Origin of the sequence: Collinsella tanakaei, assembly GCF_030373545.1 — a bacterium.
GTDB classification, from domain to species: Bacteria; Actinomycetota; Coriobacteriia; order Coriobacteriales; family Coriobacteriaceae; genus Collinsella; species Collinsella tanakaei_C.
The window spans coordinates 1-17,518 of the sequence record NZ_JAUDCO010000001.1 but is presented as its reverse complement, the minus strand read 5'-3'; the positions used below and the strand labels follow the sequence as shown (position 1 = coordinate 17,518).

Below are 17,518 nucleotides of genomic sequence, written 5' to 3'. Positions count from 1 at the left end.
CTCCTTAGTTAAGCTTGACGGAGTCGTTGCCCGCAAGGGCGTTGAGCAGCTGTTTACGTGCGGTCTCGAGGTACTCGTCGATCTCCTGCTCGCTGCGCAGACGACGCGGCTTGAATATCCGCGTGCGCTCGATGGTGGCGATCTTGGGTGCGGGGACAGGCGGAGTTTGTTTGGTGGGCGGATTTTCGGTTGGCGGCGTGACTGCGTCGTCGGGATACCCGTCGTCAGGACGCGAAGTCTGCGTCTTGCCGTGCTCGGTCGTCACCGTCACGCCTGTCGTCGCAGGCCGTGGACGATTGATACGGTCGTATTCGCGGTCGATCTCGTCACTCAGACGGCGTTGGTCCTTTTCCAGGCGTGTTCTGAGCGCATCGAGTTCCGTGAGCGTCGCGGCGTTATTTGCGGCGTCGCGACGGGTCAGGCGGGTCTTCTCGATGTCTGACAGCTTGACGTCGCGCTCCTGCGCGTATGCAGCGAGCTCGTCGATCGTCGTGTCGATCTGCTCGAGCAGGTCGACACGCTTGGCCTTGAGCATGCGGTCGCGTACGGTCCTGACCTGCTGGACCGCGGACGGCAACTCGGAGATTCGCCGGTAGATGTTCTTGTCCGCGAGAATGCCCTCGATGGTGGTAAGGGCTGCAGCGGCCTCGGCATCCGTCTCCAGATCCTCGCGGTCGGTGCCGACCTGCTTGAGCAGCTCGGTCGCGCTGTCAAAGATGCGCTGTCGGTCGGGGAAGAAGCCGTCGATGTCCTCCAGATCCTCTGCCGCATCGAGCAGGTCGTCCTCGCGGTGCACGATGGCGCCGAGCAGCTCCGCAGGATCGGGATCGACCTTCAACAGCTCGTCGAGCATCGCGACCGTGTCTGCCACCGTGCCGTAGCCGGGGTAGTTGCGGTTGCGCCGGTATTCCACGTCGAGCAGGCGCTGCAGGCCGTCGCGGCGCTCCTGCAGCTCCTCGCGGATGCGTCGTGCCAGGCCTTCCTCGTCGACCGGCAGATCGTGGACGCGGCACAAATCTTCGATGGTGCGGCGGGCGGTCGCGCGCTCGGCGTCGCTCGTGGTGCGGCGCATCTCGATCTGCACCTTGTCGATCATGCTGCGCATGCGCAGGTAGTTCACGCACTTGGAATCCTGCAGGTCCACGGTCTTGCCGGCGTACGTGAGCTTGGCGCGGTGGCTTGCCAGCAGCTCGGCCGCCACGGCGGCAATGTCCGCCTCGCGCCAGCCGTACGGGGCCGCCTGGTACTGGCGCTGGATGTCGCCCATGGTCACGGTGCGATGGCGCGCAGCCTCGGTCTTGAGCTTGCGCTCGAGTTCCTCGATGGCTCGGGCGTTGGGCTGCTGACCGGGCAGGGCCTGTTCGGCGCCGTTGAGGATGCGCTTGATGCTCGCGTCGTCCGTGTAGTTCCGGTCGATATACGAGAGCTTGGGGTAGACCGTGTCCACCAGGCGCGCCAGCACCTCCTCGATGCGCTTTTTGGCCGACGAGGTCTTTGTCGGCGTGACGGCGTTGCCCTGCACGTACAGCTCGCCACGGCGAACGGCCTCCTCGATGAGGCGGCTCGTTTCCTTTTCCAGGCGCGTCTTTTCCTGCTGCTTGCTGCGCACGATGTCGCGCTGGTTGGGCTCGAGGTTGGCCGTCACTACGGTCGAGACGTACTTTTCGATGCGCGCGGCCTCCATGAGCTGGTTGTAGTAGTCGACCTCCGGGCACAGCACGACGATGGCCTCGCTGCGGCTCGACTGCAAGATAAGCTCCTCGTGGGTGGGCGGTTCGCTACCGTCCATGCCGGCGATAACGCGTAGGGTCAAGCCGCCGGGGGCGCCCACGAGCATCTGGTCCAGGTACTCCTCCACGGGGAACTGGTTGACGCCGACGGTGAGCTTGGGCGTGTCGAAGATATCCTTGAACACGATGTCCGCCGCCTTCTTGGTGACGGTCTCGCTATCCACATGCGTGCGGGCGATCTGGCTGGCGATCTCCTGCTCGTCATCGGTCAGGAACTGGTAGCGGTCGCCGTTGCGCGTGATGAAGCTCTCCTTGAGCAGGCGGTCGAGCGAAGCCTGTACCTGCTCGCGGAGTTCCAGGCGGTTCTGGCGCACATCGTCGGTCATGAGGGTCACGATGTTGTCGATCGTCGCGGCAACGTCGCGGTCGACCCAACGGATGAGGAACAGCAGCTTGAGCACGTGGACGTCGTAGTCCTCGAGGTTTTGCCCGGCCTCCGCCTGACGCGCGGCGCGGTTGATGACCTGGCGGTGGTAGTGCTCCAAGAACGATTCCGTCGCATCGTAGAAACGCCAGAACGGCACGAGGGCATGCTCGTCCAGCGTTTCGACGGCTTGCGCCGCCTCCTGGAAGCCTGAGAGCATGGAGCGCTCGCCGCTCGACAGGTGCTTGCCGGAATGGCCCTGGTTACGTAAGGCGTTCATGACGTTTTGCAGCAGCGTGAACTGGTAGTTCACAAACGGGAAGGTCTGCGCGAAGTCGATTGCGTTACGGTAGCCCGTGAGGTCGGCCTTGGCGTCGCCGAAGGTAAAGAGGTTTCGCAGCACGGTCTCGTCCTGCCCGTACTGCAGCTCGAGCAGCTGGGTGGCGTCGGGCGTCTTGGACAGCACGCGGCGCTTGATGACCTCGTTGGCATCGGAGCTCGACAGCGACAGGCGCGTGTTAAAGCGGCCTTGGATTTTGGAAAAATCGCTGCCCGCGACGGTGGTGATCTCGTCGATCGCCTCCTGGCCGGTCACGACGACCCATACACGGCCGGCGCACTTGGTGCCGAGTCCTTCCACGATGTTCTGCAGGTCGTTCATGCGGTCGGTGTCCTCGCCTACGTACTGGCTCACCTCGTCCACCATGAATAGCAGGCGGAACTGCCCGCCGCACTCGGTGGCGCGGCGCTCCACATAGTCGCGAACCTCGTCGGTAAAGGTGTCGGCCGAGATGTCGAGGTCGTCGCTGGCGTACCAGCGCTCGGCCTCCTCGCGGGTCTGGAAGCCGCATGCCACGAGGGCCTCGATGACCGGGGCGGATTTGGACTGGTAGGTCTTGCGCCATTCTAGCCAGGGGTGGCCGCTTGCCTGCTCGTACGCCTGACGGAAGGCGTCGGTGAGGCCTTCGGCGTCGATGAGCGCCTCGAGGCGTGCCAGCTTGGGGCTCGCGCCGTAGAAGCCTTGGTTTTCGTAGAACACGCGATAGAAGGTGCGGATGACCGCCGAGGCGTCGTTGCGGTCCGAGCTCTTGCTGCCGATGTTGAACAGGATGGTCTCGGTGGGGATGCCCGCGGCGCGGCGTGCCTTGGCGGCGATCATGGGATCCTCGAAGCGCGGCTCGATGTAGTCGAGCGCGTGCTTGCCGCCCGCCTCGCGATTGGACAGCAGATACGAGAGCATCTTGAGGAAGTGCGACTTACCGGATCCGAAGAAACCCGAGATCCAGACGCCGATCTTGCCCGTCGGCTCGTCGATGGCGCGCTCGTAGGCGTCGAAGAACGTGGAGAAGTGTCCGCGCAGCTCACGCGTGACGACGTATTCCGCGAGCTCCTGCTCGATGACCTGCTCGTCGGCTTGGTCGATCTTGATGACGCCGTTGATGTCGCGGTCGATATCGCGCTCGAACATGTCGCGGATCTGCATCTCGTGTTCCTTTCGTTGGGCAGTCGGTTGGGGACGGGTTCGTTTCATCCGCTTTGGTGCGGGCAGAGGCTGGTCGCGTTAGAGCAGCGTGAACGCTCGGTAGTAGTTGCCGTCGGCGATGGAGTTGAACAGGCGCAGCGTCTGCTGGTCGTATTGACCGGGATAGAACAGCACGAATGGGATGCTGTCGAACACCGGCTGCGCGTTCTCCAAGATGTCGTGCGCGCGCACGAACGGGTAGACCTTGCCCACGCCGGTGACCAGCACGACGTCGCGGCCAGGCTGGGGCTTGCCGAATTCGGCTTCGAACTGCTCGGCCATGGTGGTAACGAAATCCTCGGGCATGGCGATCTCGCGGATATGGGCGAGCAGGGCATCGGAGCCTTTCTGGGATTCCAGGCGCTCAAGGTCGCCCACGATGTCGTAGTACGCGCAGATCTCGCGGAAGATCTCCCACAGGTCAAAGTGGACGATGTGTGCCGGGATGAGACCTGCGGCGGCATCGGCGAGCAACTGGTCGGTGCGTGCGCGGACCTCGTCCTCTTGGGCGGCGTCGTAGGCAAAGATGTAGAATGGCACCTCGTTGCTGATGCCGCGGCCCTCCAAAAACTCGGGGTCGGACAGGCGCGAGCGGATGAGCTCGAAGCTCATGGCGAGCGTGGGGGATTCCGAAGCGGTCATGCGCGCCTCCTATTCCGTTATGCCGAAGGCGGGCAGGATGTCCGCGTCGCCGTTGGCTCGGATATCGTGTTCGAGGTCGAAGTCGAGCAGCAGGGGAGCGAGCTGCTCGGTTTTGCGGTCGTACATGCCGCACTGCTCCAGGCAGGCGGTGAGCACCTGGCGGATTTTGTTCGCCGTCGCCGCGCTCCATCGGGCGGCCTTTTCGTCTTGGGCGCGTAGACCCTCGATAAAGTCGACGATTTCGTGTTTGCGTAGGGTGAGGTCGAGCGCGGTGAACTTGCGGGCGACCACGCAGGCCATGAAGTCCCACACGATGCGGTTGTCGCGCATCATGGCGTAGAGATTCGTCTGCATGAGTTGATCGGGCGTGCCGTGAGCGATCAGGTCCGTGAGACGGGCGCGCAGGTCGGGGTCGTCCGAGAGCGCGGTAAGCCGCCGGTAGCACGCGCGCGTGATCGATTTGATCTCACGCTCCGTTGGATATTGGAAGGGGTTGGTGGCAACGACCGCTTGGATTAGGCCGGCTTGTTCGGCGAGGCCCTCGTCCAAGATCAGGCGGGCTACAGTGCGCGTCTCGTTAACCAGCCATTGTTCGCGCGTGATGGATCCGCGGTAGACGCTCGGGGCGCTCATCGTGCACCTGCCTGCGCGATGCGGCGTTTATGCTGCTCCATGGGCCGATCTCCTTGGATGCATGCGGAATACATTACTTCCGTTGATACATCAATAACATCGTATTTTGTTGAGCAACAATTTGGTATATACCAGTTGATTTTGCGGCTGACGGCTGGCTCGACGTGATGTAGAGCGCTCTTACAGGGTGCTACTGTATAGATATATGTAAGGGGCGCATGAGGCCCGCGAGGATGTGACGTAGCAGACGGAATGCTACGTCTCGCTATGCTATCGGTCGTTCGGGTGAGAGCGGATTTTTCCGCCCCCCTCCCTGCACTCAAATGCAGGGAAAACCACGCGAGGCTCCTTTACAGGTTCGGCCTGATTCCAACCATTGTATACCGTTGTGTGTCGAAACACTGCGGCCTAGTGCGTGGCAGGTCGCCTATCCCGCTCCACGATGGAATTGGCGGCGGTTTCGTAGGCGCGCATGTTCCATGTTGCCTAGTCCCTTTGGAGCGGTCACCGCTAAGCGGTAGGCGGCCCCGCCAAAAAAGCTCCGCCGCCTTGGATCCCCGTCGCGGGCAGCCGCTGGCCTTATTGCAGCAAGGTTCAGCTATGAGCTGCGGCTCTATGGACAAGTTTGAACCTGGCACCATCTTGGCGCCTGCGTTCGCCACGCCCGGCGGCAGGCGGATGGCCGCTTTTTGCAGGCTTTTACAAGTTGTGTACCGCTTGATTTCGATACCCGGGGAAACGGCACAAACGGACAGGTGATCCGACGCGTCCGAGCTACGGAAACGTCGGCAGAACAGCCCGTCTGCGGTGCCGAAACCGCCGGGGCGGAAAAGGGGCGGTACATAACTTGCAAAAATCTGCAGAAACGCGCCTCGGGTCTGCCTTAGCTCACCCGCCAGGGCGGCACAGACGGCATCGCCTGCAACGCCAAGACATCCGCAGGCCGCAAATTGGTATTCATCGGCGAAAGCCGCAGGATCGCCCGTGGAGCAATCCCCGGCTCCGCCCCAAGCAGAACGGCGACCCTGCGCAGGATGGGCGCGCCGCGGGTCGGATAGCAGCAAGGCCCCCGGCTATGCCGGGGGCCTTGCTGCTTCAGCGGGGCATGCCGGCCGACCCGTTACGCGCGCAGCTCCTCGGTGTCCTCGGCCGTCTCGCGGACGATGCGGTGCAGCTCGCGGTCGTGCTTGAGCGCATCGGCGGCGCGTTCGGGCAGGTAGACCGAGATACGCCCGCCGAGCGTGCGGAACGTGGCCCAGCCATCGCCGTCCACCACGACGTCGTCCTGCTCGCCGACAACGCAGCTCCAGGTCTCGCCGGCGTGGCCCGCGCCCACGAACATGCGCTTCTCGCCGCCGTCGCGGTCGGTGATCACCACGGCCAGGCCGCTGTCCTTGTACTCGGCGTCGCCCTCGCGCGTCCAGCCGATCACGTCCGGCGCGTCGAGGTAGTCGTGCTGCACGCCGTAGGCAAAGTGCCGACGGATCTCCATGAGCAGCGGCAGCTCGCGCACCGCCGGGATGTTGCCATCGTTGGGCATGCCGTAGAGGTCGCCGTAGAAGACGCAGGGATAGCCTGCCTCGCGCAGCAGGATCAGCGCGTAGGCGGCGGGCTTGAACCACGTCTGCACGAACGACTGCAGCGCCTGGCCGGGTTGCGTGTCGTGGTTCTCGGCAAAGGTCACGGCGTGTACGGGATCGCGCTCGACAAGCGTACCGGCGAAGATCTGGGACAGGTCGACGTTGCCGTTCGAGCACGATGCTGCTTGGAGGTTGTAGTGAAGCGGTACGTCGAACAGCGACATGGCCCGCTCGCCGCCCAGGTAGCCATCGAGCTCGTCGGACGTTCGGCCCCAGTACTCACCCACGCAGAACAGCTCACGTCCCGCGTGCTTGCGCACGTCGGCGAGCCAGCGCAGGTAGAAGCCGCGATCGATGTGTTTGAGCGCATCCAGACGGAAGCCGTCGAGCCCGCACGCGTCCACGTACCAGCAGCCCCAGCGCACGAGCTCGCCGTACACGCGGGGGTCGTTCACGCCGACGTCGGCGCCCATGAGGTAGTCGTAGTTGGCGTTCTCGCTGCGGTCGACGGCGTCGTCCCAGTCCTTGCCGTCGAACAAAAAGATCGCCTTGCGCTTAGCCCGATCATCCCAGTCGACGCCGTGAAAACACGTCCAGTCCCACGTGAAGTCCGAATAGGCGCCCGCGCGCCCGGGGAAGGCGAAGCGCGTCCACGCCGAGATGGTCTGCAGATCGCCGGACACCGCCTCGCGGTTGGAGTCCCTGCACCTCGCGCGCCTGGACGTCCTCGGCATCATCGGCGCCGAGGCGCTGTTGAGGACGATGCCGGCCAGAACCTGGATGCCGCTCTCATGGAGGGCGTCGATGGCGGTCTGATACTCGGCGCGCGTGCCGTACTTGGTGCACACGGTGCCCTTCTGGTAGAACTCGCCGAGGTCGTACAGGTCGTAGACGCCGTAGCCCACGTCGTTGATGCCCTGCTCGGCCTTGTAGGCGGGCGGCAGCCACACCGCCGTGATCCCCTCGTAGGCGAAGGTCGGCGCCTGCTCGGCAAGACGGCGCCAGTGCGACCCGTCCGCCGGCAGGTACCACGAGAATCCTTGCAGAATCATTCCGTTCATGGGTGCCCTTTCGATATGGAGCAGCCCATTGTAGTGCAGTGCGGCTCCGTGCCGCCCGCCTTGAACCGACGGTTGCGCCTGCGGTTGCCGGCATTTTGCGACAAGTTTGAACCCGGCGTCATCTTGTCGCGACAAGTTTGTACCTGGCACCTTCTTGTCGCTTTTTGGGTTCGCGGCGTGTCCCGTCGCTGTTCTTTTTGGCCTGCACGGCGGCCCCATCCCATGCCTAAGCCGAGAGAAGTCGCTGGTATCCATACCAATCCATCATGCTAAATTAAGCTGCAGATTTCGCCTGCCGCCCTGTCCGTTCGGAGTACAATAATCGTGCATGTGGATTTTCACGATCCATCGATGCCAGCCAATCGCCGGTGGGCATCCATGCGCGGTAATCCCCGGGGGCACAGGTCCTCGGAACATGTACACCCAATTTGAGAGGAGAGGGGTATATGGCGCGTAAGTTCAAGTCTATGGACGGCAACGAGGCGGCCGCATACGTATCGTATGCGTTCACCGAAGTTGCGGGTATCTACCCGATTACGCCGTCCAGCCCGATGGCCGACCATGTCGACCAGTGGGCCGCGCAGGGCAAGAAGAACATCTTCGGTACGCCCGTCAACGTCATCGAGATGGAGTCCGAGGCCGGTGCCGCCGGTACCGTCCACGGTTCGCTCGGTGCCGGTGCTCTGACCACGACCTACACGGCGTCTCAGGGCCTGCTGCTCATGATCCCGAACATGTACAAGATCGCGGGCGAGGGCCTGCCGGGCGTCTTCCACGTGTCCGCCCGTTGCGTCGCCTCCCACGCTCTGAACATCTTCGGTGATCACTCCGACGTCATGGCCTGCCGCCAGACCGGTTTCGCCATGCTCGCCGAGGGCAACGTCCAGGAGGTCATGGACCTCGCTCCCGTGGCGCACCTCGCCGCCATCGAGGGCAAGGTTCCGTTCCTGAACTTCTTCGACGGCTTCCGCACCTCCCACGAGATCCAGAAGGTCGCCATCTGGGACTACAACGATCTCGCCGAGATGGTCGACATGGACGCTGTCCAGGCCTTCCGCGATCACGCGCTCAACCCCGAGCACCCCTCCGCGCGCGGCTCCCACGAGGACGGCGACGTCTTCTTCCAGCACCGCGAGGCCTGCAACAAGGCCTACGACGAGCTCCCCGCCGTCGTCGAGGACTACATGGGCAAGATCAATGCCAAGCTCGGCACTGATTACGGCCTGTTCAACTACTACGGCGCCGCCGACGCCGACCGCGTCGTGGTCTGCATGGGTTCCTTCTGCGACACGCTCGAGGAGGTCATCGACTACCTGAACGCTCATGGCGAGAAGGTCGGCCTCGTGAAGGTCCGCCTGTTCCGCCCGTTCTCGATCAAGCACTTCGTCGACGTGCTGCCCGAGACCTGCACCAAGATCGCCGTCATGGACCGCACCAAGGAGCCCGGCTCCATCGGTGAGCCCCTGTACCAGGATGTCGTCTCCGCCCTCTTCGAGGCTGGCAAGACCGGCATCACCGTGGTCGGCGGCCGTTACGGCCTCGGCTCCAAGGACACCACCCCGGCGTCCGCCTTCGCGATCTACGAGGAGCTCAAGAAGGACGCTCCCGCTCGCGAGTTCACCGTCGGCATCGTGGACGACGTCACCAACCTCAGCCTGCCCGAGATGGACGACGCTCCCAACACCGCTGCCGAGGGCACGATCGAGTGCAAGTTCTGGGGTCTCGGCGGCGACGGTACCGTCGGTGCCAACAAGAACTCCATCAAGATCATCGGCGACCACACCGACAAGTACGTCCAGGCCTACTTCCAGTACGACTCCAAGAAGACCGGCGGCGTCACCATCTCGCACCTGCGCTTCGGTGATTCCCCGATCCGTTCGCCGTACTACATCTCCAAGGCCGACTTCGTGGCGTGCCACAACCCCTCCTACATCGTCAAGGGCTTCAAGATGGTCCGCGACGTCAAGCCCGGCGGCACCTTCCTGGTGAACTGCCAGTGGAATGACGAGGAGTTCTCCGCGCACATGCCCGCCGAGGCCAAGCGCTTCATCGCCAAGAACAACATCAACGTCTACCTGATCGACGCCATCGACCTGGCCGAGAAGGTCGGCATGGGCAAGCGCACCAACACGGTGCTGCAGTCCGCGTTCTTCGCGCTGGCGCAGGTCCTGCCCGCGGCTGACGCCATCGAGTACATGAAGGCCGCCGCCGAGAAGTCCTACGCCAAGAAGGGCCAGGCCATCGTCGAGGCCAACTGGAAGGCCATCGACGCCGGCGCCACCGCGTTCCGCAAGTTCGAGGTTCCCGCCGACTGGGCTGACGCCACCGACGAGGCCGCCGAGCTCACCGACGCCGAGTGCTCCGCCATCGCCAAGCAGGTCAAGGAGATCATGGACCCGATCTCCCGCATGCAGGGCGACGAGCTGCCCGTCTCCGCCTTCGCTGGCCACGAGGACGGTCAGTTCCTCACCGGCGCCTCCGCGTTCGAGAAGCGCGGCGTCGCCGTCATGGTCCCGCACTGGGATGAGACCAAGTGCATCCAGTGCAACCAGTGCGCGTACGTGTGCCCGCACGCCACCATCCGTCCGTTCGGCCTGACCGAGGACGAGATCGCCAACGCCCCCGAGAACCTGCGCACCCTCGACATCAAGATGCCGAAGGACACCGGTCTCAAGTTCACGATGGCCATCTCCCCGCTCGACTGCATGGGCTGCACCAACTGCGTCAAGGTCTGCCCGAAGGGCGCCCTCACCATGGTTCCGCAGGAGCAGGAGGCTGCCGAGCAGGCCGTCTTCGACTACTGCGTCGCCGAGGTCGAGCCCAAGCCGGTCCTCGAGACCAACAACCTCAAGGGCTCCCAGTTCAAGCAGCCGCTGCTTGAGTTCTCCGGTTCCTGCGCTGGCTGCGCCGAGACTGCCTATGCTCGCCTGGTGACCCAGGTCTGCGGCGACCGCATGTTCATCTCCAACGCCACCGGCTGCTCCTCCATTTGGGGCAACCCCGCGGCCCGCTGCCCGTACACCACCAACAAGGACGGTCACGGCCCGGCGTGGAACAACTCCCTGTTCGAGGACAACGCCGAGCACGGTCTGGGCCTGGCTCTCGGTTACGAGGCCGTCCAGAACAAGCTCGTCGCCGACACCGAGGCGCTCATCGCCGCGGACGGCACGCCCGAGGACGTGAAGGCCGCTGGTCAGGCATGGCTCGACTCCCGCAAGGACGCCGAGGCCTCCAAGACCGCTGCCGCTGCGTACGTCGCTGCCCTCGAGGCCTGCGGCTGCGACAAGGCCAAGGAGATCCTGGCCGACAAGTCCTACCTCACCAAGAAGTCCTTCTGGATCTTCGGCGGCGACGGCTGGGCGTATGACATCGGCTTCGGCGGCCTGGACCACGTCCTGGCTTCCGGCCACGACATCAACGTGTTCGTCTTCGACACCGAGGTCTACTCCAACACCGGCGGTCAGGCTTCCAAGTCCTCCAACCTGGGCCAGGTCGCTCAGTTCGCCGCTGCTGGTAAGGCCACCAAGAAGAAGAGCCTCGCCGAGATCGCTATGAGCTACGGCTACGTCTACGTGGCGCAGATCGCCATGGGCGCCAACCCGGCTCAGACGCTCAAGGCCATCCAGGAGGCCGAGGCCTACGATGGTCCGTCGATCATCATCGGCTACAGCCCCTGCGAGATGCACTCCATCAAGAAGGGCGGCATGCAGAACTGCCAGATGGAGATGAAGAAGGCTGTTGAGTGCGGTTACTGGAACCTCTTCCGCTTCAACCCGGCTGCCGAGGTCGGCAAGAAGTTCACCCTCGACTCCAAGGAGCCGAAGGGCGGCTATCAGGACTTCCTGATGAACGAGGCCCGTTACGCGTCCCTGCTCCGCTCCTTCCCCGAGCGCGCGCAGGAGCTCTTCGCCGAGAACGAGCAGGCCGCTATGGATCGCTATCAGCACCTGCTGAAGCTCAAGGATCTCTACGCTGAGGTCTAAGGCTTGCGGTAGCCCTCGCTGATTAGATTCGGCACAAGGACCCCGGGGTTCGCCTCGGGGTCCTTTTCTATGAAACGAGGGCGGGGCGGCGTTTGGGTGAGGCGTGTCGGGCGCGCCCCCAGCGTTCACGGGTGACGACGCGAGGACAACCCTGACGAGAACGGCCTGCGCGATTAAAAACCCACTAAATATGTAGGGTATATGGTTCCGGCGTGACTTTTCGGCACGCTGATTAGCGGGGCAGGGGCGGGTAGAAGAGGGAGTATCAAAGACCTTTCGCCATGCGAGGCGAAAGCCCGACAGCTTGAGGTGAGCTGGCATGCAGATATTCGACTCTGACTTCGATTACCGAAACGACTTCATAGACCGCTGGAACGAGCGCATCAAGCAGGCAAAGGTGTGGATGATCGTACTCGGCGCCCTGCTGATCATCACCGGCGTGCTCAGCGTGGCCGCACCGTTCAGCTTCTATGCATTCATCCAGATCGCGATCGGCGTGGCGCTGCTGTTCCATGGCGTCGGACAGATCGCGTCGTACTTTGGAACGCCTGAGTTCTTCCGCAACTCGACGCTCGCGGTTTCCGGCGTGCTCAACGCCCTTCTGGGCGTGTTGCTGCTCACGCTGCCCGCCTATCTGACGGCCGCCACGCTCGTGTATCCGCTCGCGTTCCTGTTCATCGTCACCGGCTTCGAGCGTCTGTCGTTTGCCCGTCAGATGAAATACTTCCAGATTCCCAACGCCACGGTCGGCACCGTGACGGGCGTGATCAACATCATCTTGGGAATCGTGTTCATCCTCATGCCGGTGTTCTCGAGCCTGCTTTTGTCCTACGCGATTGCGGCGTATCTCGTGGTCGCGGGCGTAACACTGCTCATCGAGGCGCTGTCGCTGAAGCGCATCGAGCGCTAGGGCGCGCCGGGCGGCTTGCTGCCATGCGAGCGAGCCGCCTCCCCATAAGCCCCCCCTTTCTGTCCGGCCCTGCATGCCCGCGCGTGCAGGGCCGCATCATGCGCCGACAAGATGGTGCCAGGTACAAACTTGTCGGCAGGGGATTGATTTTTACATGCCGCTGCCCATGCGCCAGGCGCGCACCGTGCGTGCGGAGCCGCTCAGCGCGACCGTAAGTTCGTCGCGGACCGGGAACCAGCGGGTCGCCAGGGCTGCGCGGCCATCGTTGGCGAACACCTCGATCGCCGAGTTGTCGATGAGCAGGCGCAGGTTGTCGAGGCGGTCGACAGGCCAGGTGCGCTGCGTGCGCCCCGCGCCAACGCCCAGAGTATCGTCGAAGCGCGCCGACAGCGTCGTGCCATCAAAACTGAGCGTGAAGGCGTCATCGAGCGTGATCGAGAACGGGCCTTCGATGCCGTCGATCTCGATATCGCCACGGTGCTCGGGCAGGTGCAGCATGCCATCGTCCACTTGTTCGACCGCGCCCTGCCGCAGCGCCTTCAGCTCGGGCACAGGCTGCTGCGCGATGCGCCCGTCGGGGCAGCGCGTGAGCAGGCGGGGAACCGTCAGGCAGTGGCACCAGGTCATGTTGCCGGGCGCGCTGGTGTAGGGGGCGCGGGGAACGCCCATCCAGCCGATGAACAAGGTGCGGCCAGCGTCGTCCACGAAGGTCTGCGGAGCGTAGAAGTCAAACCCGAGGTCCCAGCGGTGTGCGCGGTCCGTTTGCACGGGCGTCGTCCCGCGTCCCAAGTCCACGCCGTCGGCGAGCTCGAAGTAGCATGCCTGATCGTCAACGCCGTTCGCCCACGGGCGCTCGCCCATGCCCTGCGGGCAACAGGAAAGATACACATGGCCGTCGAGCACGATGCGGTCGGGGCACTCCCACATGAAGCCGAAGGGCATATCGGCACGGGCCTCGCCCGCATACGTCCAAGAGATGCCGTCGTCCGAGTGCATCACGAGCACAAAGCCATGGTCGTCGACGTCGCGCGCCCCGAGGAGCATCCACCACGAGCCATCCGGATCGCGCCAGACTTTCGGGTCGCGAACATGGCGCGTGCAGCAGGCGGGGTAATCGTCCTCGCGCAGCAGGGGACGCTTGGGCCCGAGCGCAAGGCCGTCATCGCTTTCGACAAGAATCTGGGTGGCGCGCCGGCCTTCGGTGACGTAATCGAAGTCGCCCGGCTCCTTGACGTTGCCGGTGTAGTACAGGCGCAGCAGGTCGCCGCCGTCGGCCGCGGCGCCGGGAACGACCGCTGCGCACCCGGAGTACGAGCCGGACGTCTCATCCACCGTGTCGGGGCGTATCACCATGCCGTGATGCGTCCACCGGACAAGGTCGACAGACGTCGCGTGACCCCATCCGCGAGGGGCGTCCGGATTGGGCCAATCGGGGCTGTACTGGTAGAACACATGGTAGACGCCCCTAAATTGGCACAGGCCGTTGGGGTCGTTGAGCCAGCCGGTGGGCGGCATGAGGTGGAAGCCCATTCTCATGCGATCGCTCTCCATGGAAACCTCCTCGTCGGGGCGCGCAAAGCGTGCCGTTTTGCAGGCCGCGCGGCGTGCACGCGGGCGTCTTTGCGGCAGTGGCGCCGCATACGGATAGATGTCGGCGAGCCGCCGGCGCATATCGCGCGGGCAGCTCGCCAAGAAGGGTTGTCAGCGTACGTGGACGATAGGATCGCCGACGGCGACCGGTCCGCTTGCGCAGGGCTCGACCGCATCGTAGGCGGCGGTGTTGGTGATGATCACAGGCGTGACGGTGTCGAATCCCTGGGCGACGATGTAGTCGAGGTCGATGTCCATGAGCAGCTGACCTGCGGTCACGTGCTCGCCGACCTTGACGTGCGGGGTGAAGGGCTTGCCCTCCAGCCCGACGGTGTCGATGCCGATGTGCATGAGGATCTCGGTGCCGTCGTCGGTGTTCATGCCCACGGCGTGGCCGGTCTCGGCGAGCACGATGACGGTGCCGCCGGCAGGCGCGTAGAGCTTGCCCTCGTCGGGGATGATGGCGATGCCGCCGCCCATGGCCTCGCTGGCAAAGACCGGGTCGGATACCTGGTTCATGGGAATGGCGGTGCCGCGGATGGGGGAGACGATGGTTGCCGGTGTTGCCTTGGCGGCAGGCTCACTGGTGACGACGGCGAGCGCGGCGTCTGCGGCGGCTGCCGAGACCGCGGCGGCTTCGGCCTCGTCGCGTGCGGGGGCGCTTACGGCTGCCTGCGCGACGGCGGCCTCAGGCTGCTCGGCCTCGGCCTGCACGTCCGCGGCGTCGCGGTAGAGGACGAAGGACAACCCGAAGCTCACGGCAGCTGCGATGGCGAACATGATGATGTACTGGACAGGCTGGTTCAGGCACAGCAGGATGCCGAAGATGCCGGTGACGCCCGTGCCCGCGGCGGCGAGCCCCACGATGGAGGCGAACATGGCGCCCAGGCCGCCACCGATGCAGCCGGCGACGAACGGCTTGAAGAAACGCAGGTTGACGCCGAAGATGGCCGGCTCGGTGATGCCCATGAACGCGGAGAGGGAGGAGGGCAGCGCCAGCGAGCGGATCTTGACGTCGCGGGTCTTGACGGCGACGGCGAGCGCGGCGCCGGCCTGGCCGATGTTGGCGGCGCTGGCGAGCGGCAGCCAGTAGGTGACGCCGTAGCTGGCGATCTGGCCAAGATCGATGGTGGTGTACATCTGGTGGATGCCGGTGACGACGGTCGGGGCGTACAGCGCGCCCATGATGAGGGAGCCCAGGCCGAGCGGCAGGGTCAGCAGAAGCTGGATGGCGCCGAGGATGGCGTTTTCGGCCCACACAAAGATGGGGCCGACGGCGAGCATCACGATGTAGGCCGTGGCGGCGACGGATACGAGCGGGGTCACGAACAGGTCGAAGGCCTCGGGCACGACGCGGTGCAGGCGCTTCTCGATAAACGCGAGGATGCCTGCCGCGATGACGATGGGGATGACGTGTCCCTGGTAGCCGGTCCACTCGATGGAATACAGCCCGGGGATGACGGTGAAGGTCTGCTGCACGCCTTCTGTGGCGACGGTGTTGGCGTTTTGCAGGCCCGGGTTGATGAGCAGCATACCCATGACGGCGCCGAGGTACGGGCTGGCACCAAACGCCTTGGCGGCGGAGAAGCCGATAAGGATCTGCAGGAACGTGAACGCGGTGTTGGAGACGAGGTTGAAGATCTGATACCAGGCGTTATCGGTCTCAAGTGAGATGAAGCCGTTGGAGTCCATGAACGACAGGGCGCTCATGATGCCCAGCAGCAGACCGGAGGCGACGATGGCGGGGATGATGGGGACGAAGACATCGCCCAGAAGCTTGATGGCGCGAAGGAACGGGTTCTTCTGCTGCTCGGCAGCGGCGGCCTTGGCCTCGGCCTTGGAGGCGGCGCTGATGTGGCCCAAGGCGATGAACTCATCGTAGACCTTGTTGACGGTGCCGGTTCCGTAGATGACCTGCAGCTGGCCGGATGCCTTGAAGTTGCCTTTCGCGCCGGAGGCGTTGTCGACGGCCTGCTGGTTCACCTTGCTGTCATCGGCGAGCACGAGGCGCAGGCGCGTCGCGCAGTGCGCGGCCGAGACGACGTTGTCGGCACCGCCGATGGCGTCGAGAATCTCTTGGGCCGCCTGGGTGTAATCGAGTGCCATTGAAACCCCTTTCTTCGATGGCTGCTCGTGAGCGGGAACGTTCTCATGTGTAATCGTTCTCACATATGAGTGATACAGCAATCAACGCTGGCAGCAGTATGTGAAATCGATTCCAGTCATGAACGGTATCAAACAATCGGTGGACGGCAATTTGTTCAACTTGCGACAGGATGGGGCCAGGTTCAAACTTGTCGCGACAAGCTTGAACCCGGCCCCATCCTGTCGGTTGTTCCTTTAGCGGGTGGATTCGCGCTCGACGAGCTCGTAGCCCATCTTGATCTCGCGGGGGATGGAGTCGTCGCCGGACATGAGGCCGAGCAGCATCCGGGCCGCCTCGACGCCCGAGGTCTTGTAGTGGTGGTGCACTGTGGTGAGCCGCGGCGTCACGATCTGCGAGAGCTCGCCGTCTCCCACGCCGCTCACCTGGACCGTGCCCGGCACATCGATGTCATGTTCGCGCAGGTAGGTAAGGGCGCCGTAGGCGATGGAGTCCGTCGCGCACACGAGGGCGTCGGTCTCGGGATGCGCCTGCATGATGGCCTCGGCGCACGAGTAGCCCGAGTCGACGGTGAACTCGGCGCGGGTCTGCGCGTCGTCGGGCACGTCGACACCGTGCTGGGCGCAGGCGTCCACAAAGCCGCGATGGCGCATCTCGCCGGCCGAGACGTCCTCTTCGAGCACGCCGATGTATCCGGGATGCTGCGCGTGCTTGAGCACGAGCTCGGCGATATCGCGCATGGCGCGGTAATCGTCCTGGTGCACGCAGGAGTATCCCGGCAGATTCTGATCGAGCACGACGACGGGGACGCGCAGGTCCTCGATGGCCGCGTGATGTTCTGCCGTGAAGACGGTGGCGATGAGGATGATGCCGTCGACCTGCCGGCGCTCGGTGAACAGCCGCATGAAGTCGACCTCGCGTGCGGCATCGTTGTCGGTGTTGGCGAGCAGGATCTGATAGCCGGCATCGTTCAGAACCGAGGAGATGCCGGCGACCATGCGCGAGATGGAGGCGGAGTTGATCTTGGGGATGATGACGCCCACGACGTCGGTCTTGCCGGTGCGTAGCGTCTTCGCCTGACGGGAGGGGACGTAGCCGGTTCGGTCGATCACACGCTTGATGGCGGCGCGCTTCTCCTGGGAGACATAGCCGTCGTTCAGGTAGCGCGAAACCGTCGCCCGCGATACCCCTGCCATCTGCGCGATCTGGTTGATGTCCATGCTCCATCCTCCTTTCAGGCTGTGAGGATTGTAACGCAAGGCACGCATGCGCTCGGATGGCTCCCTTAAGCGGCGGGTCCGGGGGTTGGTTGGGGACGTGGGGGGTTTGTAACCAGTTG

Annotated in this window: 9 protein-coding genes; 2 read left to right on the top strand and 7 right to left on the bottom strand. The window is 64.1% G+C overall.

Annotation, left to right across the window (positions count from 1 at the left end; genetic code table 11):
* Positions 1-4 precede the first annotated feature (4 nt).
* From brxC to QUW00_RS00030, 4 genes are all read right to left on the bottom strand, one after another.
* Positions 5-3,637: a BREX system P-loop protein BrxC gene (gene brxC, locus QUW00_RS00045; RefSeq protein WP_289612369.1), complete on the bottom strand. Its 3,633-nt coding sequence runs from the start codon at positions 3,635-3,637 to the stop codon at positions 5-7.
* A 78-nt stretch (positions 3,638-3,715) separates the two neighbouring features.
* Entirely contained in the window at positions 3,716-4,318 is a 603-nt protein-coding gene (locus tag QUW00_RS00040; RefSeq protein ID WP_289612368.1) for a DUF1788 domain-containing protein, read from the bottom strand.
* Positions 4,319-4,327: 9 nt separating this feature from the next.
* Positions 4,328-4,951 (bottom strand): DUF1819 family protein, encoded by a 624-nt coding sequence (locus QUW00_RS00035; RefSeq protein ID WP_289612367.1) that lies wholly within the window; start codon positions 4,949-4,951, stop codon positions 4,328-4,330.
* A 1,120-nt stretch (positions 4,952-6,071) separates the two neighbouring features.
* A complete protein-coding gene (locus QUW00_RS00030) occupies positions 6,072-7,592 on the bottom strand; it encodes an alpha-amylase (protein WP_289612366.1) in 1,521 nt (506 codons plus the stop codon).
* A 446-nt stretch (positions 7,593-8,038) separates the two neighbouring features.
* Between QUW00_RS00030 and nifJ the strand changes: the two genes are divergently transcribed.
* Complete coding sequence (nifJ, locus tag QUW00_RS00025) at positions 8,039-11,575, top strand: pyruvate:ferredoxin (flavodoxin) oxidoreductase (protein WP_289612365.1); 3,537 nt, start codon at positions 8,039-8,041, stop codon at positions 11,573-11,575.
* A 319-nt stretch (positions 11,576-11,894) separates the two neighbouring features.
* Positions 11,895-12,485: an HdeD family acid-resistance protein gene (locus tag QUW00_RS00020; RefSeq protein WP_289612364.1), complete on the top strand. Its 591-nt coding sequence runs from the start codon at positions 11,895-11,897 to the stop codon at positions 12,483-12,485.
* 150 nt (positions 12,486-12,635) lie between these two features.
* Here QUW00_RS00020 and QUW00_RS00015 read toward each other — a convergent pair whose 3' ends face one another.
* From QUW00_RS00015 to QUW00_RS00005, 3 genes are all read right to left on the bottom strand, one after another.
* Complete coding sequence (locus tag QUW00_RS00015) at positions 12,636-14,036, bottom strand: glycoside hydrolase family 32 protein (protein WP_289612363.1); 1,401 nt, start codon at positions 14,034-14,036, stop codon at positions 12,636-12,638.
* A 150-nt stretch (positions 14,037-14,186) separates the two neighbouring features.
* On the bottom strand, positions 14,187-16,181 hold the full coding sequence (locus QUW00_RS00010; protein ID WP_289612362.1) for a PTS beta-glucoside transporter subunit IIBCA: 1,995 nt from the start codon (positions 16,179-16,181) through the stop codon (positions 14,187-14,189).
* A 234-nt stretch (positions 16,182-16,415) separates the two neighbouring features.
* Positions 16,416-17,399 carry a LacI family DNA-binding transcriptional regulator gene (locus QUW00_RS00005; protein WP_289612361.1) on the bottom strand — a complete coding sequence of 328 codons (984 nt, stop codon included), beginning with the start codon at positions 17,397-17,399 and terminating at the stop codon, positions 16,416-16,418.
* Positions 17,400-17,518: the final 119 nt, after the last annotated feature.

Excerpts from the sequence above, each read along its gene's own strand:
- QUW00_RS00030 (WP_289612366.1), bottom strand. The coding sequence starts at position 7,592 with ATGAACGGAATGATTCTGCAAGGATTCTCGTGGTACCTGCCGGCGGAC.
- QUW00_RS00010 (WP_289612362.1), bottom strand. The coding sequence starts at position 16,181 with ATGGCACTCGATTACACCCAGGCGGCCCAAGAGATTCTCGACGCCATC.
- nifJ (WP_289612365.1), top strand. The coding sequence starts at position 8,039 with ATGGCGCGTAAGTTCAAGTCTATGGACGGCAACGAGGCGGCCGCATAC.
- QUW00_RS00020 (WP_289612364.1), top strand. The coding sequence starts at position 11,895 with ATGCAGATATTCGACTCTGACTTCGATTACCGAAACGACTTCATAGAC.
- brxC (WP_289612369.1), bottom strand. The coding sequence starts at position 3,637 with ATGCAGATCCGCGACATGTTCGAGCGCGATATCGACCGCGACATCAAC.
- QUW00_RS00035 (WP_289612367.1), bottom strand. The coding sequence starts at position 4,951 with ATGAGCGCCCCGAGCGTCTACCGCGGATCCATCACGCGCGAACAATGG.
- QUW00_RS00040 (WP_289612368.1), bottom strand. The coding sequence starts at position 4,318 with ATGACCGCTTCGGAATCCCCCACGCTCGCCATGAGCTTCGAGCTCATC.
- QUW00_RS00015 (WP_289612363.1), bottom strand. The coding sequence starts at position 14,036 with ATGGAGAGCGATCGCATGAGAATGGGCTTCCACCTCATGCCGCCCACC.
- QUW00_RS00005 (WP_289612361.1), bottom strand. The coding sequence starts at position 17,399 with ATGGACATCAACCAGATCGCGCAGATGGCAGGGGTATCGCGGGCGACG.